General features: G+C 68.1%; 13 protein-coding genes. 8 read left to right on the forward strand and 5 right to left on the reverse strand.

Annotation, left to right across the window (positions count from 1 at the left end; genetic code table 11):
* Positions 1–3: 3 nt before the first annotated feature.
* Genes ASC99_RS07315 through ASC99_RS07335 form a run of 5 tightly spaced genes read right to left on the reverse strand, consistent with a single transcriptional unit; the run spans position 4 to position 7757 of the window.
* Positions 4–1656, reverse strand: a complete 1653-nt coding sequence (locus tag ASC99_RS07315) for a pyridoxal-dependent decarboxylase (RefSeq protein WP_057229602.1) — start codon at positions 1654–1656, stop codon at positions 4–6.
* Positions 1649–2689 carry a radical SAM protein gene (locus tag ASC99_RS07320; protein ID WP_157531410.1) on the reverse strand — a complete coding sequence of 347 codons (1041 nt, stop codon included), beginning with the start codon at positions 2687–2689 and terminating at the stop codon, positions 1649–1651. The genes ASC99_RS07315 and ASC99_RS07320 overlap by 8 nt, the downstream gene beginning before the upstream one ends.
* A complete protein-coding gene (locus ASC99_RS07325) occupies positions 2689–3888 on the reverse strand; it encodes a glycosyltransferase (RefSeq protein ID WP_057229606.1) in 1200 nt (399 codons plus the stop codon). Before ASC99_RS07325 ends, ASC99_RS07320 begins: the two co-directional genes overlap by 1 nt.
* Positions 3889–3899: 11 nt before the next feature.
* A complete protein-coding gene (locus ASC99_RS07330; protein ID WP_057229608.1) occupies positions 3900–5909 on the reverse strand; it encodes a radical SAM protein in 2010 nt (669 codons plus the stop codon).
* A gap of 48 nt (positions 5910–5957) precedes the next feature.
* Positions 5958–7757 carry a hypothetical protein gene (locus tag ASC99_RS07335; RefSeq protein WP_057229610.1) on the reverse strand — a complete coding sequence of 600 codons (1800 nt, stop codon included), beginning with the start codon at positions 7755–7757 and terminating at the stop codon, positions 5958–5960.
* Positions 7758–8109: 352 nt separating this feature from the next.
* Between ASC99_RS07335 and argS the strand changes: the two genes are divergently transcribed.
* The 8 genes from argS to ASC99_RS07375 all read left to right on the forward strand — a co-directional run bounded on the left by argS (position 8110) and on the right by ASC99_RS07375 (position 26609).
* Entirely contained in the window at positions 8110–9870 is a 1761-nt protein-coding gene (gene argS, locus ASC99_RS07340) for an arginine--tRNA ligase (protein ID WP_057229612.1), read from the forward strand.
* 298 nt (positions 9871–10168) lie between these two features.
* Positions 10169–13369 carry a DISARM system SNF2-like helicase DrmD gene (drmD, locus tag ASC99_RS07345; RefSeq protein ID WP_057229614.1) on the forward strand — a complete coding sequence of 1067 codons (3201 nt, stop codon included), beginning with the start codon at positions 10169–10171 and terminating at the stop codon, positions 13367–13369.
* Entirely contained in the window at positions 13366–17394 is a 4029-nt protein-coding gene (locus ASC99_RS07350) for a DNA methyltransferase (RefSeq protein WP_057229616.1), read from the forward strand. The genes drmD and ASC99_RS07350 overlap by 4 nt, the downstream gene beginning before the upstream one ends.
* Positions 17391–21116: a DISARM system helicase DrmA gene (drmA, locus tag ASC99_RS07355; protein WP_057229618.1), complete on the forward strand. Its 3726-nt coding sequence runs from the start codon at positions 17391–17393 to the stop codon at positions 21114–21116. Before ASC99_RS07350 ends, drmA begins: the two co-directional genes overlap by 4 nt.
* On the forward strand, positions 21113–23143 hold the full coding sequence (gene drmB, locus ASC99_RS07360; RefSeq protein ID WP_057229620.1) for a DUF1998 domain-containing protein: 2031 nt from the start codon (positions 21113–21115) through the stop codon (positions 23141–23143). Before drmA ends, drmB begins: the two co-directional genes overlap by 4 nt.
* Positions 23136–23876 carry a DISARM system phospholipase D-like protein DrmC gene (gene drmC, locus ASC99_RS07365; protein WP_057229622.1) on the forward strand — a complete coding sequence of 247 codons (741 nt, stop codon included), beginning with the start codon at positions 23136–23138 and terminating at the stop codon, positions 23874–23876. The genes drmB and drmC overlap by 8 nt, the downstream gene beginning before the upstream one ends.
* A gap of 379 nt (positions 23877–24255) precedes the next feature.
* Positions 24256–25800, forward strand: coding sequence for a hypothetical protein (locus ASC99_RS07370; protein ID WP_057229624.1), 1545 nt, complete (start codon positions 24256–24258; stop codon positions 25798–25800).
* The gene (locus tag ASC99_RS07375; RefSeq protein WP_057229626.1) at positions 25797–26609 is read left to right on the forward strand and encodes a hypothetical protein; all 813 of its coding nucleotides are present in this window, start codon (positions 25797–25799) and stop codon (positions 26607–26609) included. The genes ASC99_RS07370 and ASC99_RS07375 overlap by 4 nt, the downstream gene beginning before the upstream one ends.
* The last annotated feature ends 13 nt before the right edge of the window (positions 26610–26622 follow it).

A 26622-nucleotide genomic window follows, 5' to 3' on the forward strand; every position in this document is an offset into this window, starting at 1 on the left:
AGTTCACCAGCCTGCCGGTCCGGTCACGTCCGCCGCTGCTTCGCTGCTGGACGGGTTCGTGGTGGTGAGCAGGGCGCGGACGTCCGTCAGCATGGCGGCGGTGAGGTCGCGGGAGACGTCGAGCAGGGTCTGCTCGATGCCGTGCGCGATGTCGTCGGCGATGTGGGGGTGGCCCACGCACATGCCCATGACCTGGTACTTGGCGGCGGTGCCGAGTCCGATGCGGTCGGCGAGGTCCTGGAGCGCGAAGAGGTCGAACACCACGGTGCCGCTGCGGTAGAGGCGGTCAGCGAACGCCGCGGTGTAGCGGGAGACGAGAGCGCGCACCGACGCGTGAAGCTCCGGCCTAACGGCCATCTCCTCGCTGGCGTGGGCGACTTGGTCGGGAAGGAAGACGAACGCGCACCGGTAGAAGTCGGAGGCGCCGAGCATGCGAAAGCAGCCGGTGCGCTCCAGCAGGTCGACCATCCGCTGGTAGGTGGCCTGGCGGGCTTCGACGAGCCGGCCGATGCCCTCGGTCCCCTGATGCTTCATCAGGGCCCAGAGCTTGAGCGATTCGAAGCCGCGGGAGCCGTAGAACGGGGTGATCAGCCCGAGGTCGAGGCAGTCGGGATCGTCGGCTCGGTCCGGGTAGCGGGCGAAGCGGCCGAGCGCGCTCGGGTCGCGGAAGAGCGCGTAGCTGGAGGGGTAGCTGACGAACAGGCCCTTGTGCGGGTCGAGGGCCACCGAGTCGGCGCGTTCGATGCCGGCCAGCTGGACCTTGAGCTTCTCGGAGAACAGCAGGCTTCCACCGTGGCAGGCGTCGACGTGGAACCAGACGCCGTACTGCTGGCAGAGGTCGGCGAGGGCCTGGAGGTCGTCGATGCCGGTGGTGCGGCAGTTCCCGGCGACACCGACGACCATGAAGATCCGCTGGCCGGGCGGCGGCGAGGCCAGCAGTCGTGCCACCGAGGCGGGGTCGCTGGTGAAGTCGGGGGTGGCATCCGCCCACAGCAGCCCATTCGAGCCCAGCCCGAGGGCTTGAGCGGCGGCGAGGTAGGAGAAGTGCTCGACCCCGCCGGCGAGAAGGATCACCGGCTGCTCCGGCACGGCGCGCAGGCCGCCCTCGCGGACCTCGGGATAGATATGGGCGAGAGCGGCCGCGATGGCGATGTGGTTGCTCATGTTCCCGCCGGAGGTCCACATCCCACCCAGTGAGGCGAGCCCTTGGTAGTCGGCCAGCGGGGTGACCGGGTAGCCGATGAGTTCCCGCAGCCAGGTGATCAACTGGGCTTCGATCACACTGGCGGCCGGCGCGCTGCGGTCGAAGGCGATCAGGTTCTGATTGAGGAAGGAGGCGACGATGTCGGCCGCGAGGGCGGCGATGCTGTCGCCGGTGTCAGGGAACGCGAGATAGCGGGGATCGGCCTGCGAGACCGACCAACTGGCGATCTCCGCCAGGGACTCCAGCAGCTGCTCGTCGCCCGTCCCGGCCACCGGAATGGGCCCGGCGAAGCGGTCGATGAGCTCGCCGACCGTCGCGTGCCGCAGGACGAGGCCGTCCCGCAGCTCGCCCGAGGTGAAGTCGAGTCCGAGGTCGACCGCCCGGTGCAGCAGCGCGCGGCTGTCGCCGGTGGGCCGGTGGCTCAGCAGGGCGGGCGGTTGGGGGTCAGACACGTCCGAACTCCATTCGATACACGCAGCCTTCGCACGAGGACCAGGCAGGTCCTTCGGTGAAGGAGTCCCGGAGTGACCGGTACGGCTTCGAGGCCCAGATCTCGGCCATCGGCGCCTCGTGGATGTTGCCGAGCACGTTGCCTGGGGAGGACTCCATGTGGACACAGCACGGCGTGACGTCGCCGTCCTTGGTGATGTAGCTGGCGTCCCACGGCCACGGACACACGGCATTTGCGGCGGCGGGCGAACCGAGGCGGGAGTAGTCGAAGATCGACAGCTCGACGGCACGCTCATCCGCCCGGGCGAGACCGGCCTCCAACTGCGGGACAACGTCCTGCACTTGGAGGGCGAACAGGGACTCAGCGTTGAGGGTCTTGTCCTCGCCCCAGTGGTGCAGGCTCTCCACGCTAATGCGAGTGAGCCCGTGGTCGGCAACGAAGTCGACGATGGCCGGGAACTGCTCCAGGTTCGCCGAGGAGAGCGTCACCGCCGCGGACAGCCCGGTCTCCCGGCCCTCCGTCAGGGCAGCCGCTTCGCGCAAGGCGGTGCTCAGTTGGCTGAGGCGAAGGCCGGACCGCATCCGCCCGAGGGTGGCGTCGTCCGCTCCGTCGACGCTGATCGCGATCAGCCCCAGCCCTGCGTCGAGGACGGGCTCGAGGCGACGGCGCACGAGCAGGCCGTTGGTGTTGGTCGAGGTGAACACGGAGCGGTCGGTGCACGCCTGGACATAGGCGGCGAAGTCGCGGACGATCAGTGCCTCTCCCCCACCGACGAACGAGACGTGCCCGAGGTCGGGCAGCTGGTCGAGGAGCGCGACGAACGTCTCCAGCGACAGGTGACGGCCGCTGCTCTCGTGCACGGCCCGCAGGCAGCCGGCGCAGGCGAGGTTGCACAGGTCGGTGAGTTCCACCTGGAGGTACTGCGGCGTGGGTGTTGGCTGGCCGGGGACGAGGCCGTAGCGGTCGAAGTCGTCCGTGACGAGGAACTTCCGGAAGTGCTCCGGAACAACGACGGGAGACCGGTGCTCGGGCATCACGCGGCCACCACCTTCCGGTAGACGGAGACGATCTCGTCGGCGAAGACCTCGAACTCCTCCACGCGGCGGCCGAAGGCCGGCACCCGAGGTGCCCGGTGCCGGGACGCGGCACCGAGTGCGCGCGTCCACGCGGCCGGAGCCCGGTAGTCCTCGACCAGGTGGAAGCCCGGTTCGTCCGCGAGGTGGCGCATGGACGGCACGGCCGAGGACCACACCGGCACCCCCAACGCCCGTGCCTCGTGCGCGACCAGCGGATGGTTCTCCCACCACTGCGAGGGCACCAGCAGCGCCCTGGCACCGGCCAGCACCGGCCCGACATCAGCGCGCGATACCTGCGGGAGCCAGTGCACCCGAGGATCGGCCGAGGCCAAGGCCCGCATCCGCTCCTCGTACGCCCTGTCGTCCGGCACGGTCGCGATCAACAGCGGGAGCTCGGTGTCGCTGGCGCGGAAGGCGTCGAGGAGCAGGTGCAGTCCCTTCTCCGGCGAGCACCTGCCCAGGAACAGCAGGTACTGCCCGGCCGGTCCTCCCACGGCGAGTGGTGTCCAGGCGGAGGGCAAGCCGTAGCAGGCCCGGTCACGGACGACCTTGGCCAGGTCGACGCCGGCCTTCGCCAACTCGGCTGCCTGGTGCGGCGTCTGTGTCCACAAGGCCCGCACCCGCCCGTTCAGCCAGGCCACGTTCCGCGCCCGCCAGTCCGTCACTTCCCCGACGGCTTCCCCGGGCGCTTCGAGGCAGCCGAGGCAGTCCCGGGAGGATGCGGTGGAGCTGCACTGCGTGCCTGTGGATCGGACGACAAGCTGATAGTCGGGGCACACAGCGGTGTAGTCCGTCAGCGTGGCGACGACCGGCACCCCGCGCAGGGACGACACGTCGAGGAACTCCAGCCCGGTGCGGCTGAAGTGCAGCACATGGACGAGTTCCACAGGCGGTCGCGTCGCGAGCAGCTGCTCGACGCGACCGGCCTGCTCCGCCTCCTGGGCGCGCCACCCGACCGGGTAGTCGTCGGCGAAGACCGCCGGCAGGCTCAGGTACTCGTCGCCGGCGCGCCGGTGTAGCGGTGGCGGGTCGCCTGCCGCGAGCCAACTGACATGCAGTCCACGGGACTTCAGTGCCCGGGTGAGGTCGTCGGCCAGGATCTCCGTCCCGCCGGCGTTGTCGTCCGCGAACCGGTGAGTGGTAAGAAGGATGCGCACAAGCCACCCCCTCAGCAGGTGTTGCCCTGGAGACCGGCCCATCGGCCGATCGGCGTGAGGCCTTCCGGCATCCGGCCGTTCACACCCGCCGCACCTGGCCGGTCCGCAGCTTCCGGCCCGGACAGGCGAAGTCCCCCGGCGCCGGTGCGGTCGAGCACGGCGAACGGCTCGTGGAGAGTGAGAGCGGTCCAGCCGCCGTCCTCGAAGTCCACGAAAACGTTCACCCCAAGGCCAGCCTCGGCGTCGTCGTTCGCGGGCAGCGGTACCAGGAGCCGAACCTCCTCCGCCTCCCATGCGAGTTCGACGTCGGTGGCGTCCTCCCAGGCGGGGTCGGGGTGCGGAATCCGCCGGAAGCGGTCGGCGGGCGCGTCGAGCCAGAAGGCACCGTCACGGGTGCACCGCAACTGCCGCTCACCAGGCCACTGTTGAGCCGCAAGGTCGTGCAAGGTGACGTCCGGGCCAAGCGGCTGCACGCGGACGCGGACGCCGCGCACGGCGTCCGGCGTGCTTCCCAGGTCCAGCCGAACCGCCAGCCCGTCCGCGCCTGTGGTGAGGGAGGCGGAGAGGCCGTCCGGGTTCACGAGCCCGCCGCGCACCCGGCCAGGCCCACCGAGCGCGATGGCCGCCGCCTCCGTGCCAGGACCCGTGTGCAGGCGAGCCGCAGGAAGGTAGACGGTCTCGGGTGCAGCAGCGAGCGCCTGGTCCGTGAGCCCGTACGGGGACGGCAGCGCGTCCAGTACCTCAGGGTGCTGCTCGCGGAGTGTGACGACGAGGCGGACCGCCAGATCAGTGATAAACCGGATCAGGTCGCACTTCACCTCGTCGGGCTTGGTGATGTCCCCGTTGGCCAGGACCGCCTGGTAGTAGCAGCCCCCGCCGCAGACGTACCGGGACGGGCAGGACGAGCACACGTCACGGTCGTCGACCACCAGGTCGAGGTACTTGCGCCGTTCGCTGTCCTCGACGCCGGTGGAGGCGTGCCCGATGTGCCAGCCGGACTTCCCGATGAAGTGCGCGCAGGGGTAGAGGTTGCCGTTGGTGTCCAGGTAGGTGCCGCTCTTGCCGGCCCCGCACCGGTAGACCTGCGCCGCCCGGTCCTTCACGCGGTAGAAGTACCGCATGAAGAAGTCCTCGGAGTTCAGGGCGATCAGCCGCGCGAGGATGCCCTCTGGCGGCTGGGCGAGGATGTGGTCCACGAGCTCGGCGTAGCCCTGCCGGTAGCGCGGCAGGGTCTCGGCGTTGAGCGCGTAGTCCTTGTCGTAGGTGGCGTTCACCGGCTTCATGTAGATGTTGCGGGCGCCGACGTCCTCGAAGAGGTGCCGGAAGATCGCGGTGAAGTCGGTGCAGTATGCGGTGAGGACCGCGGAGACGCCCATGTCGGGGTGGCGGGCCAGCACTCGGTCCAGGACGGAGCGCACGTGGTCGTACGTGCCTCCTCGGCCGCCTGTGTAGAAGCGGACCTTGTCGTGGACGTCCTTCGGGCCGTCCAGGCTGATGTCCTGAGGCGGGCCGAGCGTGTCGGCGAGTTCCGGGGTCATCGACAGGGTCGCGTTGGTGACCATGGGTCCGGCCCACACGACGCTGACTGGCGAGTCGGCGAGGCCCTCCTCGACCATGGTGTGGACCGCGTCGTGCATGTGGCGCACCAGCATGGTCTCGCCGGCCAGGCCGAAGTCGACGCGGCTGTAGCGTGCGTCCTCCTCGACGAGCCGCTTGCGGTGGGTCGCGAGGCCCTGCAGCACGGTCTCGAGCGGGATGGTGACGGGCTTGGCGTCCGCGTGGACCCGGTCGCGGAACGAGCAGTAGGTGCAGCCCATGTTGCAGGAGTCGGTCAGCGAGAGCTGCGCCTGCGGGTACGCCTCGCGGTACTCGGTGATCTGGTGGACCGGCTCCAGGTCGCCGCAGGGGCACGGCTGGTCCGGGGCGGTGATCTGACCGCCCCGGACGTGGAAGACGTAGCCGTCGGCGAAGGAGACATGCAGGGCATCGCTGGTGGAGCGTGGAATCGCGTCGCTGATCACGGTTGACCTCTCAGGTTGAGATGGCGCGGATCGGGGCGGAACGGGAAATCAGGAGGGTTGGGGACCAGGCAGCCCGAGCCGTTGGCGCAGCCGGTCAAGCCGTTCGGCGAGGCGGGAGCACTCGCGCTCCGCCTGGCCGCCGACTAGCCGGGACGGGTCGGCCGCCTCCCGCAGGGTGAATGTCTCGTGGACGAGGTCGCGCAGCTCGGCGGCCTCTCGGTCGCCAATCAGCCCAGGCAGAGCGGTCAGTTGCCGCTCCAACGTCACGGGCCGCGGAAAGAGCCCAGGGGCGGTAAACGCCAGCCGCGTCAGCGCGGCCCGGGACTCGAACCAGAGGTACTTGGCGGTGAGTTCGCGGCCCTGCTCTTCGTACTGACTCGGCCGGCAAAGCTCGTCGGCAGAGGGGCCAGACAGAAGGGCTGCAGTCCAGCCCGGGTCGTGGTGGGCGGAGCCGGGCCGGCGAAGCTCGAACCACTCGTGCAGGTCGCGGCTCACCCGGCCGTCAGCGCTGACGAGATCGCGTTCGACCGGCCGCGCGGCGGACCCCTCCGCAGCCAGCCCGAGGCAGCCGAGCGCCTCGATCAACAGCTCCTCCGCAGGCTGATACCCGGCAGGGAACTCGGCGGAGCTCAACTCGAAGTCCACGTCACTGCACAGGCCCAGAACCCCCTGTGCGCACGAACCGCGCAGGAGAAGATCCAGCTCCTCATGCCCCAGGGTGGCCAGAACGACACGAGCGAGGCGGCTGGTGATCTCCTCGGTGACCTCGGCCCGCTCGCAGGCCCCCGCCCATCCGCTCGTGGACACCAACTGGTCTAGGTGCCACACAAGTTGCCGCAGCGTCTGGGCCTCGCCCAGAAGATCGTCCTCGGCGGCCGAGAACAGTTCGACCACCCAGCCGCGCCGTAGCTCCTCCAGCTCGGGGACGGTCGGCCGAGGATGCTTCACCAGAGCGTGCAGCTGGCCGAGCAGGGCGGCATAGGCGGCATCCCCGTGGCGCTCCCGCAGCCGTGCGGTCAACACGGTGTGGAAGACGCCGAGCTGTGGCGGCAGGACATCCTCGGCAAGGTGTCCCAGCCGGGCCGCGCTTGCCGGCGCAGCTTCGGACACCGGGAGCTCGCTGGCCAGCGTCACCTCGATGCCGTGCCGCCGGACCTCTTGCCGCGTTGTGGCGGGAGGCAGCCAGGCCGCCAGGGTGGCTTCGAAGCCGTCCAACTCCGCCGCGCCCCCGGGCACGGATGCAGGGATTTGATCGCTGAGCCGTAAGTCGTCCCCGAAGAGGTCTGACCAGGCGATGTCCCACTTCATCAAGGTCAGCTGGTCAGGCGCGGCGCCAGCCGTTACGAGGAGCGCGTCCTCCCAGTCGATCAAGACCGTCCGGCCACTGTGGCAGAACATGTTCCGCGGAATGCACCCGGAGGCTTCGACCCCGCGAGCGAGCAGGGTCGCGAGGAGTTCCGAGACAGCCCCACCGGACAAGCCCAGGGCAGCAGCTGACGGCGCCGACAACGGGATACCGAGGTAGGGAGACACCAGCGCGGCTCTCTGGTCGGGTAGTTGGACCAGCTCGGGAACACACACCTGAATGGCCCCGAAGCCGGCGACCGACAGGTCATCGAGGCGACGGGCCGCTTCAGCAGCCAGGCGCTGCTCGGAGAGCGCCGCCTCGGTGCAGCGCAGCTTGGCGACGACCTCGCGCTCCCGGTGGCGCAAGCGGCGCACCAGCCCGGCGACATCGACGAACCCCGAAAGCTCGAACTCGGTTCCCTTGTCAGGCTGTTCGAACGCGTGCTGTACCGAGACCGCAAGGTCCCGCGCATCATCTGCACCACCCAACAAGCCGCTCACCTCGCTCCCCTCCCGAGCGCCGCACGCAGACTTGCCACCGTAGCCGCTCGGTCACGTTGCGTTCGATCGAATTATCGGATTCGCTGAGCAGTCGCCGCTCGGATGGCGCTGACGCCAAGCGGAGCCCCTGCCCTATTTGCTGATGATCAATCAGGTATGCAGCGGTGAAGTGCTGTTCGGGAGTGCTGTTGTCGGCGAGGGGCTGCCGACGCCCGGGGTTAATCGGTCCGGCGACCGAGAGGGCATGGGATACTCGAGGCGCGGCGCCGACCGTCCTGGGGGTGCCGCTGGTGTGCGACTCCGCGCGGATCGTTCACGGCTCCGCCTTCTCACAGAAGTGGTCCCTCCTTCTATGGCTACGGTCCTCTCCATCGCCGACGCAGTGCAGCAGCGCTTCACCAAGGCGCTCTCCGCCGCGTTCCCTGACACAGCGGACAGCGACCCTCAGCTGCGACGAAGCGACCGTGCGGACTTCCAGGCCAACGGCATCATGAGCCTCGCCAAGCCCCTGCGGGCCAATCCCCGCGAGGTCGCCGCACGTGTCCTGGAGAACCTGGCCGCGGACGAGGTGATCGCGGGCCTGGAGGTTTCGGGCCCGGGCTTCATCAACGTCACCGTCACGGACGCCGCGATCCTCGACCGGCTGGCCGCCCGTGCGGCGGACGCCCGCCTCGGAGTGGGCAGTAGCGCCGCACCCGGAGTCACGGTAATCGACTACAGCCAGCCGAACATCGCCAAGGAGATGCACGTCGGCCACCTGCGCTCGACGATCATCGGCGACGCCCTGGTGCGGACCCTGGAGTTCTCTGGCGAGAAGGTCATCAAGCGCAACCACCTCGGCGACTGGGGTACCCAGTTCGGCATGCTCATCCAGTACCTCGTCGAACACCCCGACAAGCTGGACGAGGGCACCGAGCCGGCCGAGTCCGGTCCGTCGATGTCCCGCCTCAATCGCCTCTACAAGGCGTCGCGTGCCCTGTTCGACAGTGACACCGACTTCGCCGACCGCTCCCGTCGGCGTGTGGTCGAGCTCCAGGCCGGCGACGCGGAGACTGTTGCCTCCTGGCAGCGCATGGTCGACGAGTCGAAGCTGTACTTCGAAGCCGTCTACGCGAACCTCGACGTCCTCCTCGAAGACACCGACGCCATCGGCGAGAGCTACTACAACCACATGCTCGCCGACGTATGCTCGGACCTCGAATCCTCTGGCGTCGCGGTGCGCTCTGGCGGTGCGCTGTGCGTCTTCTTCGACGACATCAAGGGGCCCGACGGCGAGCCCACTCCGCTCATCGTCCAGAAGAGCGACGGCGGCTACGGCTACGCCACCACCGACCTCGCCGCCATCCGCGACCGCGTCGAGATGCTCGGCGCCGACCAGCTCCTCTACGTCGTCGACAGCCGCCAGGCCCTCCACTTCCAAATGGTCTTCGAGACCGCCCGGCGCGCCGACTGGCTCCCCGAGAACGTCCGCGCCCTGCACCTGCCGTTCGGCACGGTCCTCGGCAAGGACGGCAAGCCCTTCAAGACGCGCTCCGGCGAGACAGTCCGGCTGATGGACCTCCTCGACGAGGCCGTCGACCGGGCCCGCGCCGTCGTCGCCGAGAAGAGCCCCCAGCTCGGCGCCGAGGAACTCGAGGACCGGGCACGGCAGGTCGGCATCGGGGCAGTGAAGTACGCGGACCTCTCCACCTCGCGCACCCGCGACTACGTCTTCGACACCGACCGTATGGTCTCCCTCAACGGCGACACCGGGGCCTACCTCCAGTACGCCTACGCCCGCATCCAGTCGATCCTGCGCAAGGCCCCCGAAGAGGCCACGCCGACCGCCCACCAGGATCTTGCCCTGGAGTCGGCCGAGCGCGCCCTCGGTCTGCTTCTCGACGAGTTCGGCGCCACCATCGACCTCATCGCCGAGACGTTCGAACCCCACCGCCTCTGCGCCTACCTGCACACTCTGGCGTCGGCGTACACCACGTTCTACGAGCACTGCCCCGTCCTCAAGGCCTCGAGCCGAGAGGTCATGGAAACCCGGCTGCTGCTATGCCAGCTCACCGGCCAGACCCTGCGGCAGGGGATGGACCTCCTCGGAATCGGAACGCCCGAGCGGCTGTAAGTGAACCCAGCACGCCAGCATCGGTAACGCAGCTGCCCTGTGCCAACGTCCTGTTGTCAGGCGTCGGCCCCATCGCGGCCGGCCGACGTGCACGTCACCGCCCTCGCAGTCCGGCGGGCGAGGGGCGGTGACGTGCGACGCTGGCGGGTCAGCGCACGAGCACCTGCCCGGTCCTAGTGGCGAGCTTCCGGTCTCGGAGATACTGATCACTTGGCGAACGTACCTGCGAACTGGCTGTTACGGACCAGTGGGAGAATGATCGCCGGCCAGGGTGCGCATCGAAGAAGGAGTCCGTCACGTGGCGACCGTTACTGAAGACCAGCACGGTGAAGGAGACCGCACCGGTCGAACGGAAGCCCTGCCTCCCGTACCGGACCCTGGCCAGGTGGTGAAGGTCCGGGGCTCCACCTGGGCGGTGTCGGACGTGCGACGCCAGGGACTGCCGCGAAGCCCTGCCGACGAGGGGCGTGCGGGACTCACCCATGTGGTCAGTCTCCAGTCCCTCGACGAGGACCGGCTCGGCCAGGAACTCACGGTTGTCTGGGAACTGGAGGTCGGGCACACGCTGCAGCCCGACCAGGGCCTGCCCGAGACCGTCCGGCCCGAGGCGTTCGACGATCCGAACAAGTTGGCCGCGTTCGTGGACGCGGTGCGGTGGGGCGCGGTGACCTCGGCGGATGCCGACTCGTACCAGGCCCCTTTCCGCAGTGGTGCGAACGTCGAGGCCTACCAGTTGGAGCCTCTGCGCCGGGCGTTGAAGTCCTCCCGGACGAACCTGCTGCTGGCCGACGACGTCGGCCTGGGCAAGACCATCGAGGCTGGCCTGGTCGTCCAGGAGCTGCTGCTGCGCCACCGCGCCCGGACCGTGGTCATCGTCTGCCCGCCGAGCCTGCGGCTGAAGTGGCAGGACGAGATGCGCGAGAAGTTCGGCCTGGACTTCGTGATCGTCGACAGTGAGCTGATGGCGAAGGTCCGGCGCAGCCACGGGCTGAACGCCAACCCGTTCCGGCTGTTCCCGCGTGTGATCGTGAGCATGGCGTGGCTGCCGTCGCTGCGGGCCCAGCGGCTGCTGCGCGATGTCCTGGCCGATGTGCGCCGGACCTCCACCGCACGGCGCTTCGCCTTCGACGTGCTGGTAGTCGACGAGGCACACCATGTGGCTCCGGCCAGCCCGACCACGGCCCCGGGGCAGCGCGGCTACGCGGTGGACAGTAACCGTACGACGGCGACGAAGAAGCTGGCGGAGGCGTGTGAGCACCGCCTGTTCCTGAGTGCCACGCCGCACAACGGCTATTCGGAGTCGTTTACCGCCCTCCTGGAGATGATCGACAGCCGCCGCTTCAGCCGGGGCGCGAGCATCGACCGCAAGGCGCTCCGTGAGGTGCGGGTCCGTCGGCTGAAGACCGAGCTGCCGGACAAGGGTTTCCGGCCCCGTGAGCTGCTGACGATCCCGTTCACGCCTTCCGAGGACGAACAGGAGCAGTTCGACCGGCTGGTGGGACTGCTCACGGAGGTTGCCCGAGCGAAGGGCCGGGGCAAGGGCGGCGACATCGTCTCGATGTTGCTGAAGAAGCGCTTCCTGTCCAGCCCGTGGTCGTTCGCGCGGACCCTTGACCTGTACCAGGGCGCGGCTGCCGGAAGCAGGCAGCCGGAGCTGGACGAGGACGACTACTACACCGAGATCCTCGGAAGCGGACAGTCCGACGAGGAGGAAGGCGAGGTCGAGCACCCCGAGTTCACCGCGCTGCGGCACTCCAAGGGAGCCGACCCGCTGCCCTACGACCTCGGCGACACGGCCGCTTCACTGGTCGAGTGGGGGATGCGCTACGAGCACAAGCCGGACTCCCGGCTCGAAGCCCTGCTCACCTTCCTCGACGGAAACTGCCGTCCGGACGGCCGGTGGTCGAACGAGCGGGTCGTGGTGTTCACCGAATACGCCGCCACTCTGGACTGGATCGCCGGTGTCCTGCGCCAGCGCGGCTACGGCGACGTCCTGGAGACGATCCAGGGCTCGACCCCGCTGGAGGAACGGGAACTGATCCGCGCACGGTTCACAGAGCGGCCGGACAAACATCCGGTGCGAGTGCTGCTCGCCACCGACTCCGCGGGAGAGGGCATCGACCTCCAGTCGTACTGCCACCGGCTGGTGAACTTCGACATCCCGTTCAACCCGTCGCGCCTCGAGCAGCGCATCGGCCGGATCGACCGGTATGGGCAGACCAAGAACCCTGAGATCTACCACTTCTCGCCCGGCACCTCCTCCTCGACCTACGCGGCCGACATGGCCTTCATGGAGATCATCGCCAGGAAGGTCGGCAACGCGAGCCAGGACCTGGGCAGGGTCAACCAGGTCATCGACGCCGCAGTGCAGCAGCGTTTCAGCCCAGTGAGCACACCGCGCAAGGCCCGGCCGAGCGCGTCGGACGACGCCGACATGGCCGAGACCGAAACGCTGGCAGGCAGCATCGAGCTCAACCGTGAGCTCACCGAACTGTCCCGGACCTACGAGGACCGCAAGGCGGTCATGCACCTCACGCCCGCCAACGCGCGCCGCGTCGTGGACACCGCCCTCGACCTCGACTCCCAGCCGCCGCTCGCGGAGATCGGCGACCAAGACACCGATGCCCAGGTCTTCCAGGTCCCGCCCCTGGGCCGCTCCTGGCAACCGGCCCTGCGCGGCCTGGACACACGCCTGGAGCCCGGCGTTCCGCGTCCGATCACCTTCGACGACAAGGCGGCACACGGACGCACCGACCTCGTGCACATCCACCTCGGCCACGCCCTCATGCAGCGCGCCACCCGCACCCTGCGCAGCGCCCTGTTCAGCGTGGACGCACCCGTGAACCGGGTTACCGCAGTCGTCACCGACGACCTTCCCGAGTCCTGCGTCGCAGCCGTCTCCCGCCTCGTGCTCGTCGGGCGTGGGGGCCTACGCCTGCACGAGGAGGTCTTCCTCACCGGTATCCGGCTGCGCGGACAAGCACTCGCCGAGGCCAGGGTCGAGCAGGTCCTCGACGAAACTCTCGACTCCGGGAACCTGGTCCTTGCCGACGAGCAGGTACGCGCTCACCTCGCCGGCCTGTGGAATGACGATGACGCTCGGCTGCGCACACGGCTCCTGAACGCCATGCGGCGCAAGAGCGAGAGCCGACAGGAGAAGGTCACCGAGACGCTCAAGCGACGCCAGGAGACCGACATCGCCCGGGCCCGCGAGATCTTCGGTGCGTTCCGGATCAACCTGGGCGAGTCCCGCGACCGGTTGGAGCAGGCCATTCGGGTCCAGGAGGAGGAACTGCTCTTCACCGACGACCAGCAGAAGCAGCGCCGCCGTGACCTGCACAACATGAACGAGCGCATGGAAAGCCTGGACGACGAGGAAGCGCGCGAGATCGCCTCGATCCGGGAGCGCTACAGCGACATCCGGCCGTACGTGTCCGCCGCGGCCGTCGTGTTCGCCCTGACCACCGAAGACGCGAAGAACGGAAGCGTTCAGGCATGAGCCGCAAGTACGCCCAGACCACTGCCGACCTGCACCGAGGCTGGCTCGAACTGGTCGACGCCGACGGCCCGTTCCTCGCCGTCCCTGCACTCGAGCGCGTCTGGCCTCAAGGCATGCCCCAGCCCGACTCCCGCGCGATCGCGGCTGTCAAGGACGCCAAGCCCGCCTTCGAGAAGGCATGGGAACGCTGGGACACCCACCGGGACGACAATGGCGCCCTCGACGTCTACCGCCAGGCCCGCGACACCTGGGTCGACCTCGTCCTGCGCCAAGGGCTGCGCTGGGGCCCCTCCTACACCTCCCCGGGCCCGGCCGGCGCCGAGATCCGCTCACCCGATCACACCGTCACCGTCCGCGCCGACGGGGCCCTCGTCCACGGCGGGACCACAGCGGTGCTCGTCATGGTCACCGACCCGGTCGACTCGCTGCGTGACCCGCTCACCGACGGCTGGTCCGCCAACCCCGTCGACCGCATGGACGAACTTCTGCGCGCCTGCGGCGTCACCATCGGCGTCGTCACCGACGGCCGCTGGTGGGCCGTCGTCAGCGCCCGGGAGAAAACCATGGTCGCCTCCGGCATCGTGGACGCCCAGACCTGGATCGAAGAACCCCAGACCCGCAACGCCTTCATCGAACTCCTCCAGCTCCGCCGGCTCGTTGGCGGCAAGGCGCAGGACCGGCTGACCGAACTGTTCGGTGAGTCCGTCACCGCCGCCGAGAAGATCACCGACGCCCTGGGCACCCAGGTCCGCCGAGCTGTCGAACTCATCGTCCAGGCCCTCTCCGAAGGCGGCCTGGAAGCGGCACAACGCAGCGAGCCCGACCCCCTCCCCGAACGGCGCGGCGAGGTCTACGAGGCCGCCGTCACCGTCATGATGCGCGTCGTTTTCCTCCTCTTCGCCGAAGAGCGAGGCCTGCTCCCCGAGAACCAGCTCTTCGCCATGGGCTACGGCATCAGCGACGAACTCGACCGCCTCGACGCCCGGCAGCACGAGGAAGGCGACCAGGCCCTCGACGCGACCTCCCTCACCTGGCACCGCCTCCTGGCCACCTCGGAGGCGTTGTTCAGCGGAGCCACCTTCGAGGACCTGCGCCTGCCGGAGTACGGCGGGTCGTTGTTCGACCCCCTCCGCTTCCCGTTTCTCACCGCCCGCAACTCCCAGGACGCGCTCGCCATCGCCGTCAGCGACCGAGTCCTGCTCGAAGTGCTGCGCGCCGTCCAGATCGCCCAACTGACCGGCGGCGCCCGCCGGATCTCGTTCCGCGACATCGATGTCGAACAGATCGGTTACATCTACGAGGGTCTGCTCGGCTACTCCTGCGAGAACGTCGACGAGACGGTCGTCGGGCTGGTCGGCAGCCCCGGCTCCGAACCCGAGATCCCCCTCGCCACCCTCGAAGAACTCGCCGAGGGCGCCCGGACCGAGACCGCCCTCGGTGAGGCGATCCTCGCCTGGGTCAAGCAGCACCAGCCCGCCGCCAAGCCCGCCAGCAAGGCTGCCCTGGCAAAGGCGCTCAAAGCGGGCGACACTCTGGTCGACGACGCCGAGATCGCCCTGCACGACCTCACCGATGCCACCGAACTGCGCGACCGCCTGCGCCCTTTCATCGGCATCATCCGCCGCGACCTGCGCAATCGGCCCCTCGTGGTCGAGCCCGGCGGCGTCCTGCTGGTGGAAACCCCCTCACGGGCATCGGCCGGCGCCCACTACACACCCCGCTCACTTGCCGAGGAGGTCGTACGCCACGCTCTCGACCCCCTCGTCCGCTCACCAGGGCCGTACCAGACCACCGACCGGGAAACGTGGCGGTGGATCTCCTCCGACGAGATCCTCGACCTGCGGATCGCCGACATCGCCTGCGGATCGGGCGCGTTCCTCGTCGCCGCGGCCCGCTACCTCGCGGCGCGGCTGGTGGAGGCGTGGCACCGCGAAGACGTCGCGTACGGGCGGACGGCGCACGAACTCCAGGTCCGCGCCATAAGGATGGTCGTTGCTAGCTGTCTGTACGGTGCGGACATCAACGGCATGGCCGTGGAGATGTGCAAGCTCTCGCTGTGGCTGGTGTCCCTCGACCCCAAGCTGCCGTTCTCCTTTGTGGACGACAAGGTCCTGCACGGCAATGCGCTGCTCGGCCTGACTGACGTGCGGCAGCTGCGTGACCTGCACATCACGCCGGAGACCGCAGGCAGCCAGATCAGCATGTTCAACATCGACATCGACGGCACCCTGGAGCGCGCCTCCCGCCTGCGACAGCAGCTTGCTACCGAGGTCAACGAGGACGACCCCCAGCGCTCCGCAGCGACCAAGCGGCGCCAGTGGCGCGAGTACCAGAAGATCACCGCACAGCTCGCCGGCGTCGCCGACAGTGTGATCGCCGCCGGGCTGAGGTGGGGCGGCAAGCCCGGCAAGCAGCTGAGAGAGGCGTATCAGAACCTGCGCATCGCAGTCGAACTTGCTTACCCGGTCGGCGGCGGGCAGGCCGACCGGGCGATGCTCGACGCCATCCTGGAGGCTGGCCTCACGCCGACGGTCACCACGGACTACGAGCGATGGAAGCCCCTGCACTGGATCCTCGCCGTGCCGGACGTGATGAAGCGGGGCGGCTTCGATGCCATCATCGGCAATCCGCCGTTCCTCGGCGGGCAGAAGCTCACCGGGACGATGGGTACCAACGTCCGCGACTGGTTCGTCCATATCCTCGCCAGCGGTAAGAAGGGCAGCGCCGACCTAGTAGCGTACTTCCTCCTCCGCGCATATGGACTGCTCTCGCAGCAGGGAGGGCTGGGCTTGATCGCGACCAACACGGTTGCTCAAGGGGACACCCGACAGGTTGGCCTCGACCAACTCGCCGAACGGGGCTTCACGATCACCCGAGCCATCCAGAGCCGCTCCTGGCCAGCAGCTGGCGCCAACCTGGAGTACGCGGCGATCTGGGGAAGCCGCGGTCCAGTGATGCTGGAAATGCCCCGGATCGTTGACGACATCGAGACGCAGTGGATCTCCACGTTGCTTGAGGCAGGCGGGCGTGTGGGCGGTGACCCGGTGCGACTGGCGGAAAATTCCAACATCGCGTTTCAGGGATTCATCACTCGGGGCCAGGGTTTCGCACTGGATCCACAGGAGGCCGAGGCATGGATCGAGGAGGACGAGAAGAATGCGCAGGTGATTTTCCCCTACCTTAATGGCGAGGACCTTAACTCGCGCCCCGATCTTTCGCCGTCTCGATGGGTTATTGACTTCAATGACCGATCTGAGGCGCAGGCTTCAAAATATGAGCTTCCGTTCCGGCGGGTTCAAGAGGAGGTAATGCCTGGCCGACAGAAGATTAACCAGAAGGCCGTGCGCGAACGCTGGTGGCAGTATGAGAAGACTCGCCCGGCCATGCGTAAGGCGATTCATGATCTGGATGAGGTGCTCGTAATTGCATTGGTAAGTAGGACACTGATGCCGATGCGCGTTTTGAGCGGCCAGGTCTTCGGTAATGTTCTTGGCGTCTTTGCATTGGATTCGTTCGCCGACCAGGCGGTGCTGTCATCAACTGTGCATCAAATGTGGGCAATTAAGTACGGATCAGGCATGCGCAATGACCCGCGCTATACGCCATCTGATGTGTTTTCCACTTTCCCTCGCCCGAGTTCATCTGAGGGATTGGCTGAGATCGGCCGCACTCTCGACGCCGAGCGACGCGAGATCATGGTCAGTCGCAATCTCGGACTAACCAAACTCTACAATCGCGTCAATGATCCTGCTATCGCCAACTCAGCCGACCTTGACGTTGCTCGTCTGCGTCAGATCCATGTTGAGCTTGATCAGGCATTGGTGGCCGCCTACGGCTGGGGCGATATCCCACTCGACCACGGCTTCCACACCTACCGGCAGATGGAGCGGTGGACGGTGAGCCCGGCCGCCCGGGTGAAGATTCTGGACCGGCTGCTGGAGGAGAACCACCGCCGCGCCGCCGCCCAGGGTGATGTCGTACCCGTGAGCGAGGATGGCGGCGACGAGGAAGGGGACGACGAGTGAGCACCCGATCCGCCCAGCAGCCTGCCGCGCCGCAGGAGCAGGAAAGCTACCGTCTCCGTCTTGAGCCGGACGACCGGTCCTGGACGGCACGCGAGAATCTGGCCGACATCCTGGAGCGTGAACTCCTGGGGCCGGCAGGCGGTCCCGAGGAGATCATCGCGGGTGTCCCCGACTCGGCGTACCTGGTCGGCCGCATCGCGCCCGTCCGTCTGAACGACGGTACGGACGACCCCACCCAGTCGGGGTCTGCTGACGCCGCGACCGACGTCGGCGATGCCGTCGACGCGTCCGAGAGCCGTGGTGTGCCGATGACCGCCGTGGACGAGAGCAGCGCGGGGGCGGATGAGGACGAGGTCGAGGACCAGCCGCAGAAGCGCGGTCTGATGATCCCGGCGTCGATGGGGTTGCGCTGTCAGATCCCCGATGACCTGGAGGCATTCACGGTCACCGCGCGGTGGGGCACGTACGAGCCGGTGAAGGAGAAGCCCGGCGAGGGCGAGGACCCGACAGCCGCTCTCCGCCGTTACCGGCGCAGGCCGCATGAGGTCACCACCACGATCACGGTCTCCAACCTCACCCCCTCCAGTACTGAGCCCTTCGTACTGGAGGACAAGGTCACGCTGAGGGTCGACCGCTACGACGACACCGAGCGCGGCTGCCGGCTGATCGAGATCGCGCTCTGCAACGACCGCGAGACGCCGCGCAAGATCCCGGTGGAGGCATGGCTCTACCAGACCGAACTGGTCGTCTCCACACCCAGCGGCGAGGCAGTGTTCCTGCCAGTGAACGACGCACTGACGGACACCCACCACGAACCGGACGACGAGCTGCGCCGGCTGCGGCTGCAGTACCGTGACCGGCTGGAGTTCGCGGTCGGGCGTACCTGTTCGGTGGACTGGGAGGTGGCCGAGGGCGCGCGTCGCGCCGGCAGCGTGTGGACGACCTGGCTGCCGACCAGCGAGACCCCGCAGACCGCTGCGGAGGAGATCGGCGCGGCCCTGCTCGACATGCGCAAGCTGGAAGAGGCCACGCCCGAGGAACTGCGTGCCGGCCTTGCACCCATTGCCGAAACGTACGCGGCTTGGCTGGACGGTGAGGAGAAGAGGGCCGAGGCACTGCCCGAGCACCTTCGCCCGGAGGGCCTGGACGCGGTCGCCGAGGCTCGCAAGGTCCAGCGGCAGCTCGCGGACGGCTTGGAGCATCTGCTGTCCGACGAGGAGGCGTTGCGCTGCTTCCGGTTCATGAACCGGGTGATCGCTGATCAGCGCATCCAGTCGCAGGTGGCACAGCGGCGTGCGAACCAGCCCGAGGAAAGCCGTGAGAGCCTCGACGCGGCCCGGGCCGCCGTCCTGGAGCAGGGACCGCGCGCGCACTCCTGGTACACCTTCCAGCTCGCGTTCGTCCTGATGCAGCTCCCGCTGCTGTCCGACCCGGCCGCCGAGAAGCGGGGCGGTGATCTGGCCAAGGCACAACTTCTGTTCTTCCCCACCGGCGGTGGCAAGACCGAGGCGTACCTGGGCCTGGCCGCGTACACGTTCGCGATCCGGCGCCGCCAGGGCGTCGTGGACGCCTTCGACGGCCCGTTGGACGGTCGCTCCGGCGTGGCAGTGCTGATGCGCTACACCCTGCGACTGCTGACCTCCCAGCAGTTCCAGCGAGCCACCACCCTGATCTGTGCCGCGGAGCGCGCGCGGTTGGAGGATCCCGCCACGTGGGGGGACGAGCCGTTCAGAATCGGACTGTGGGTCGGCACCGATGTGAGCCCGAAGCGGTACGACGAGGCTGCCGATCAGCTTCGCAAGGTCAACCAAGGCCATGGCTACCGGTTGACGGTGCTGCAACTGCAGCGCTGCCCGTGGTGCGGTACCCGCATCGAGGCGCGGGACGTGAAGACCGACCCAGGCCTGCGTCGGGTGTACGTGTACTGCGGTGACGAGCTTGCCGAGTGCCCGTTCGCCGACGGCGGTGAGGTCGAGGAGGGGCTGCCGGTTCTGACCGTCGATGAGGAGATCTACCGGCTCGCACCGGCGTTCGTCATCGCCACTGTCGACAAGTTCGCCCGCCTCGCACGGGAGGGTGAGGCAGCGTCGCTGTTCGGCTATGTCTCACGGCGGTGCGAGCGGCACGGCTTCGTCCACCCCGACTACCCGCCCTGCAAGATCCAGGACGAGAGCAGTCACCCCAACAAAGACGGCCTGCCCAAGGCGTATCTGCGCTCCACAGACCGGCTCCGGCCCCCGGACCTGGTCATCCAGGACGAGCTGCACCTCATCACCGGCGCGCTGGGTACGACGGTGGGTCTGTTCGAGGTGGCCATCGACGTGATGACCGACTGGCGTACCAAGGACGGCCGGCGTGTGCGTCCGCTCCTGGTCGCCTCCACCGCCACCGCACGCAACGCGCCCGACCAGGTGCGCGCCCTGTACGGGCGGGACGTCACCATCTTCCCGCCGCAGGTACTCGACGCGGGGAACACCTTCTTCTCCAAGGAGATCCCGCCGACCGAGGAGGCGCCGGGCCGGCGCTACGTCGGGATCAGTACGACCGGGGTGCGCCTGACGACGGCGGAGATCCGCGTCGCCGAGGTCCTGATGGCCGGTGGCCAGCTGCTGCTCGACCGCTCGGGTCAGGTGGCCGACCCGTACATGAGCCTGGTCGGCTACTTCAGTGCGACCCGTGAACTCGCGGGTATGGCCCGGTACATGGGTGACGACATCCAGACCGCCCTGGCCAGGCGGCGCCCGTGGTCGAAGCTTCCGCGCCGTACCGGCACCGACTTCGGCGCGCTCAACATCGCCGAACTGACCTCCCGGGTAGCCAGCGCCGACATCACCTCCACCCTGGACCGGATGTCCGTACCGTTCGACCCCGTCTTCGACTCCGCGGTCGGCAAGCGGAATCTGCGGGCCCTGCGGGAGGCGAAGAAGCCGACCTCCGAGCGCGAGGTCAACCCGTACGACGTCGTGCTGGCCACCTCTATGCTCCAGGTCGGCGTCGACGTAACCCGGCTCGGGCTGATGCTGGTGGTCGGCCAGCCGAAGAACACCGCTGAGTACATCCAGGCATCCTCCCGTGTCGGCCGTGACAGGGCCCGCCCCGGACTGGTGGTCGCACTCGGCAACTGGGCGCGCCCGCGCGACCTCGCCCACTTCGAGCAGTTCCGGCACTACCACGAGACGTTCTACCAGCAGGTCGAGGCACTGTCCGTGACGCCGTTCTCCGTGACGTCACTGGAGCGTGGCCTGGACGGTGTGCTGGTCAGTACGGCCCGTGTCCTGCAGGCAGTGCGCCGGCAGAGCCTGTCGCCGGAGGACGGCGCGGCCCGTATCGAGGCCGAGCGGCCCTTCGCAACCGAGCTCATCGACGCGCTGGTGCGCCGTATCGGGCGGGCCGGAGACGAGGATGCCGCCGAGCGTGCCCGTCAGCGGCTGGAGAACCGGCTCGACCAGTGGGGCAAGCGTCGCAAGCATCTTGAGGACCAGCGCAAATCGCTGGTCTACGAGAGGGTCACTGACGACAGTCACCACGACGCGCTCATGATGAGCGCGGAGAACGCCAAGTCCGGGTTCGACACCCGGGACGCGGCGCCGTTCATCGTGGCGAACTCGATGCGTGAGGTGCAGCCGGAGATCAACCTCCTGGTCAGCCCGATCAAGGAACGGCTGGTGTATGTCGCACCCGCCAACGCACCCCAGTGGGTGATGCCGGAGGAGAGTTCATGACCGACGAGACGCGCTATGTCTACGACGCGACCAGGGCCGTCGATCCGCTCGGCGACCTGGAGGAGGAGACCGAGAAGGCCGCCAAGCACAATCGTGCAAAGGTCGGCTCCGCACGTCCCTCCTCGCTGCTCTACACCTACGGTCCCGGTTCGATCATGGACCTGCCGCAGTTCACGGTCATGCCCACCGGCCTCGACGACTGGGACCGCATCTGGCGGCGGCGCGACTCCTTGCCGCCGGCGATCCACGCACCGCGCCTGCGGGAAATCGTCCGGACCATGCTGCGGTCCCCAGACGTGCAGCTGCGACCGCACCCGTGGCAGCCGAAGAAGCACATCCGCTCGGCCGAGGGAAACGACCTCGGTGTCCCGTCCCGCGTGTTCCCCCAGTGGCTTCGCTGCACGGGCTGCGACATGCTCGGGATGCTCTCCCAGTTCGACTACCGCAACACCCATCCCTTCCGCACCGACCTGGCCACCTTCGAGCACTCCAAGTGCAACGGCCGGGCAGGCAGCCGTACCGGCAAGGCGATGCGGCGCACCGCCGTACCGGCCCGGTACCTGCTGGCGTGCGTGGACGGCCACCTCGATGAGTTCCCGTACGAGCTGTGGGTGCACCGCGGACAGCCGTGCAGCAGGGCCGAGGTGCCGGCGCTGAAGATGGAGGACCGTACAGCCGGAAAGGGTGCCTCGGCGATCATCTTCTGCGCGTCCTGCGACATGAGGCGCCCGATGAACGAGGCCCAGGGCGAAGCCGGCAAGGCCAAGCTGCCGCAGTGCCGAGGGCGCCACCCGCATCTGGACGCCTTCGAGCCCAAGGGCTGCCGCAACACCGCGAAGCTCATGCTGGTCGGCGCCTCCAACCTCTGGTTCCCCGCCACCCAGTCGATCATCGTCATGCCGGAGTCTCAGCAGGAGAAGGCCGACGACCTCGCCGACCGCATCCGCACCACGCTCGGCGACACCTTGGCCCAGTTCCGCGGCAGTCTTGCGACGATCCGGGCGCTCCTGTCGGTAGGCGGCATCGATGTCACCGGCCTCGCCGACCATGAGCTGGAGGCCGCCTTGGAGACGGCCTCTGCTCCTCAGCCCACAGCGGAGGAGCAGGAGGAGAAGCTCCGCGACTGGGATCCGGTCGACCTGCTGGTGCCCGAGTGGCGCTACCTGCTGCTGGACATCCTCGGCCCACGTGTCGAGGACCCGACCAGTGGCCTCACCCTGGCCAAGCGGCAGCGAGGGGACAGGCTAAGGCCCGAGATCACCCGTGTTCTGGCCGTGGAAAAGCTCCGCAAGGTCAACGCACTCGTCGGCTTCACCCGCATCGACGACATGGACCGCGTCGGAGACCTGCCACGCCGACTGGCACCTCTCACCCGCACTTCCCGACCCGCCTGGACGGTAGCGACCGAAGACCGCGGGGAAGGCATCTTCCTCCAGCTAGACGAGGACAAGGTCGCCGCCTGGGAGAAGCGCGTCCTGAACACCGAGGTGTGGCAGGCCCACCGCGAATCACACCGCAGGAACTTCGAACGCCGCTTCTCCGAGACCGCAGGCCAGGTCAACCCCGACAGCCGGCTGAAGCCGCCCCGCTACTGGCTCGTCCACACCTTCGCCCACATCCTCATCCGCGAACTCGCCCTCACCTGCGGCTACTCGGCAGCCAGCCTCAGCGAACGCCTCTACGCCTGGCCCGAAGCAGAAGGACGAGAGCCCGCCGCCGGCCTCCTCATCTGCACCACCGCCTCCGACAGCGACGGCACCCTCGGCGGCCTCGTCCAGCTCAGCGAACCGGCACGCCTCGAACGGGTCGTCGCGGACGCCCTGCGCAAGGCCACCCGCTGCTCCTCCGACCCCATCTGCGCCATGCGTACCCCCCAGAAGCCGGAGGACTTCCTGCACGGCGCCGCCTGCCACTGCTGCGTCATGGCCTCGGAGACATCCTGCGAGCGGGCCAACCGCTTCCTCGACCGACGCTTCCTCCTCGACCTGCCCGGAAGCAACCTCGGGTACTTCTCGACAAATGAGTGACCCCGACGCCGCCCGACGCCTCGGGCATCTCCTCACCAGGACGGAGGCCCAGGGAATCGCCGACCGGCTAGCTGACGGAGATACGCTCACCGCCGCACTCAAGGTGGTTGCCGCCAACCACCGGGCAGAGGCTCGACGCCTCCTGGAGGCGATCGCCAGCGGACCGGGGGCGGCACTTCAGCACATCTCGCTCCTGCGTGCCGTGGAGGGTGCCCGGGCACTTCCTCTCACGCTTATGCCGTTGTGGACCATGCCCGGGCATCTCGCACAGAGCGGCCCGCTCACCACATCGGTGCCGCACCTTGTGGAAAATGCGCGTCACTCGGTGACCTGCTCCACCTTCAACTTCCAACGAAGTTCCGGTCTGTGGACTTCTCTGCAGGCAGCCGCCCAGCGGCCCGGCGTCGCCGTTCGCGTCTACATGGATGCCAGGGCGGCAGACGACCCTGGACAGCATTGGTCACCGACGACCAAGGAAGTCGCCGAGCATCTGAAGCCTGCACAGATCTGGCGAACCCAGAACTTCGACGGCACCTACGTACGCAACCACGCCAAGTTCCTCGCGATCGATCACCACCTTCTGTTGGTGACCAGCGCGAACTTCTCCTGGAGTGCAGAGAACAACAACGTCGAGTTCGGCGTCCTCATCGATAGCCCGAACCTCACCGAGACCGTCGAGCGAGAGCTGCACGAGGCGCAAGGTGTCTTGTACGAGCGGGTTCCGGCTGCCTGAGTGTGTCGTGTCCTTGCCTCCTGGCCGGCATTGTGAGCGACAACGGATAGGTGCGCCCGGCCCGCAGTCGTCAGTCGCAGCGAACCGGCCTGGCCGCAGCCTTTGCCGGGCTGGAATTCGGCGAGCTGCTCGTTGGATCCGCCACTGGGCGTCCGCCGGTCAGGATCGAGCCTGGCTGCGGACAGCTCCACAGGTCGGCATGCCGTTCCCAGGGAACCGACGGCGTAGCGATTCCCTGCACCTAGGTTGATTGGGAAGCGATACCTCGCGGGGAGCTCACTTCCGAAAATAATCGTTTGGCAGTTCGAATATGACGCATTGTCAGACTCTCCCTCTAGCTTGGCCCTCGTGTCGGCCATCTACGGAAGGGGCCCTGCCAGTGTTCTTCGAGGAACCGATCGCAGCCTACGAGAGCCTGACTGCGCGGATGAAAGCACTGGCTGTGGTTCGTCCGGTCGTTGGCCTCGACTCCAGCAAGGCGAAGACGGAGAGGGGTTGGCACGGCTACCGGCTCGCAGAACTGGCTCTGGCGGCTGTCGACTTCGTCGCCTTGAGCAGCGACATGGGGACGATGGTTCGTCAGGATGCCGTGGTCAGGGAAGTAGCGCGGTACGCAGCTCTGCAGATGCCCGAGGGGACGGAGAGCGAGCGCGAGGCCGTTGGCACGTGGATCATCGAGCGACTGATCAACGTCGAGGAGCGAGACCGTGCGTTCCGGCAGCCCATCGGCACCCTCAATGAAGAAGGCTTCTCCGTAAGGGACTTCCCGTTCCAGATCCTCAGGGAGGTGCCCGACGAGGTCGGGCGTGCCGCACTGGTGGTGACCGAGGCCGCGATCAATGTCTTGCTCCACGCCATCGACATCGACGTCGCATCGGCGCAGATCGCGGCCGAGGCCCGACTGACCGCGATGCTGAAGCGGGCCCGGATCGAGGACGCGTTACAGGCGGCACTGCACGCCCGCAGACAAAGTCTGCGCTACGCGAAGCAGCTCACCGACTGGAGGGCCGCGATGCAGCGCAGCGTACGTGCCATCAGCTGGACGGAGCAGGTCGACGAGGAGGTCGAACTTGCCCTCGACCATGTCAAGGCGCGCTCCGATGCCGAGACGGCCATGCAGCAGCGGGTGGGCGAGCTGCTCGAAATCACCGAGGACGAGCGGAAGCGCCAGCAGCTGATCGATCTGGGCGCCGTGCTCGCCGACTGCCTCAACCGCCACGCGGGGCTCACCGTCTTGCTGATGCAGCTCGGCCCGGAGTTTCGCCGGCAGCAGGACCGGCAGGTGTTCGTCATACCCGCGCTGCACACACGGGTCCACCTCGAGGACCAGCTTCTGCGGCCAGTCCTGGAGCTGCCGATTGACAGCGCGGACGGGCCGCTGGCGGCCTTCACCCGCGCGGCCTTCGGCCCCAGGCGCCCGCACGTGCTCTACCTCCCTGACTTCTTCGCTGCACTGTGCCGGATCACCGAAAATCAGCCGTTGGAGCCAGCTGCCGTCCAAACCGATCACGAATGGGACGAATCCGCCGACGAACCTCTGTTCACCCCAGAACAGGAGCAGGACGCGGCAGGCATCCTCGCCGGCGTCCCGGCGGCGGGGGTGCACCTGTCCACGCTCCTGCGACAAGCACGGCTCAACCCGCCAGGCGTGAGCCAGCGATGGGGGACCGACCACTTGGTCGCGCTACGTGTCCAGGAACTCTTCCGCAACATCCCCGTCTCCCAACTGGCCGAGGGGAAGGAGGCGGTTGTCGCGATTGACGACGGCGCGGAGCTGGATGACCCGCGGTTCGGCGGATCTGACTTCCTCGTGCTGAGCGTGCGGGCCGAACCGGTCAACGCCGTGGGAGGCTCGCCCGCCGCCCGCCCCATCCCGTCGCCCCGCCAGCCCGGCGCCCCTGTACTCGCGAAGGACCAGGTATGACGAACGATGACGTGGCGGACGCCACCCGCATGATCGCCATGGCCCTGGGCCGCGGCAGGGTGCCAGCACGATCGAGCGAGTACGCGAGACTCGTCCAGCGCTACCAACGAGACCCCAGCTATGCCCACATGGTGCACATGGCAGCGAAGGGCTTCGATCTGACGGTCCTGGGCGTCGACCACCGCTCAGGGCTCATCCTGGGCACCACTGCGGAGAGCTCACTGTCCCTGTCGGTCACCGAGCTGGTGCCCGCTCCCCTGGACCGGCCGCTGTATCTGCTCGCCCAACTCGCCATCGCCACGCTCGCGTTCCCCCGACCGCAAGACTTGGACGACGACGAGTTCGTGGGCCGCGTCACCGCCAGCGCCGTCGACGACTACGTGCGCGAACATGCTCTGGCGATCGAGCAGCGCATCACCGCGGCTGGTGAGGACCAGGACCCGCCGACCGGCCAGCCGGGGCTGGAAGCACTGTGGCGTGCGTACCTGCGGCGCAGCGCCACGGGACGGACCAAGGGCGACAACACGCCGTTCGCAGCCAGCCGCAAGATCGTCGAGCGGGCACTGAAGCACTTGGTCGAGTACGGCTTCATGCACAAAGTGCCAGGCGACGGCGTGGGCACATACGTCACGCACGTGAAATACCGCGTGCAGATCCGCGAGCTCGCGGCCGGGGAGATGCTCGGAGAGCTCGCGGCTCTGGGCATCTCCCGTCTGCCGAGCGGAGACCTCGGCCGCACAACCGACGAGCCGGCCCCGCCAACGCCCGGCGCCTCCGGCCCTACGCTCACCCCGCCTCTCGCCGACTGACCGCACGGGAGTC

It is taken from the genome of Kitasatospora sp. Root107, from assembly GCF_001424875.1.
Taxonomy (GTDB): Bacteria; Actinomycetota; Actinomycetes; order Streptomycetales; family Streptomycetaceae; genus Kitasatospora.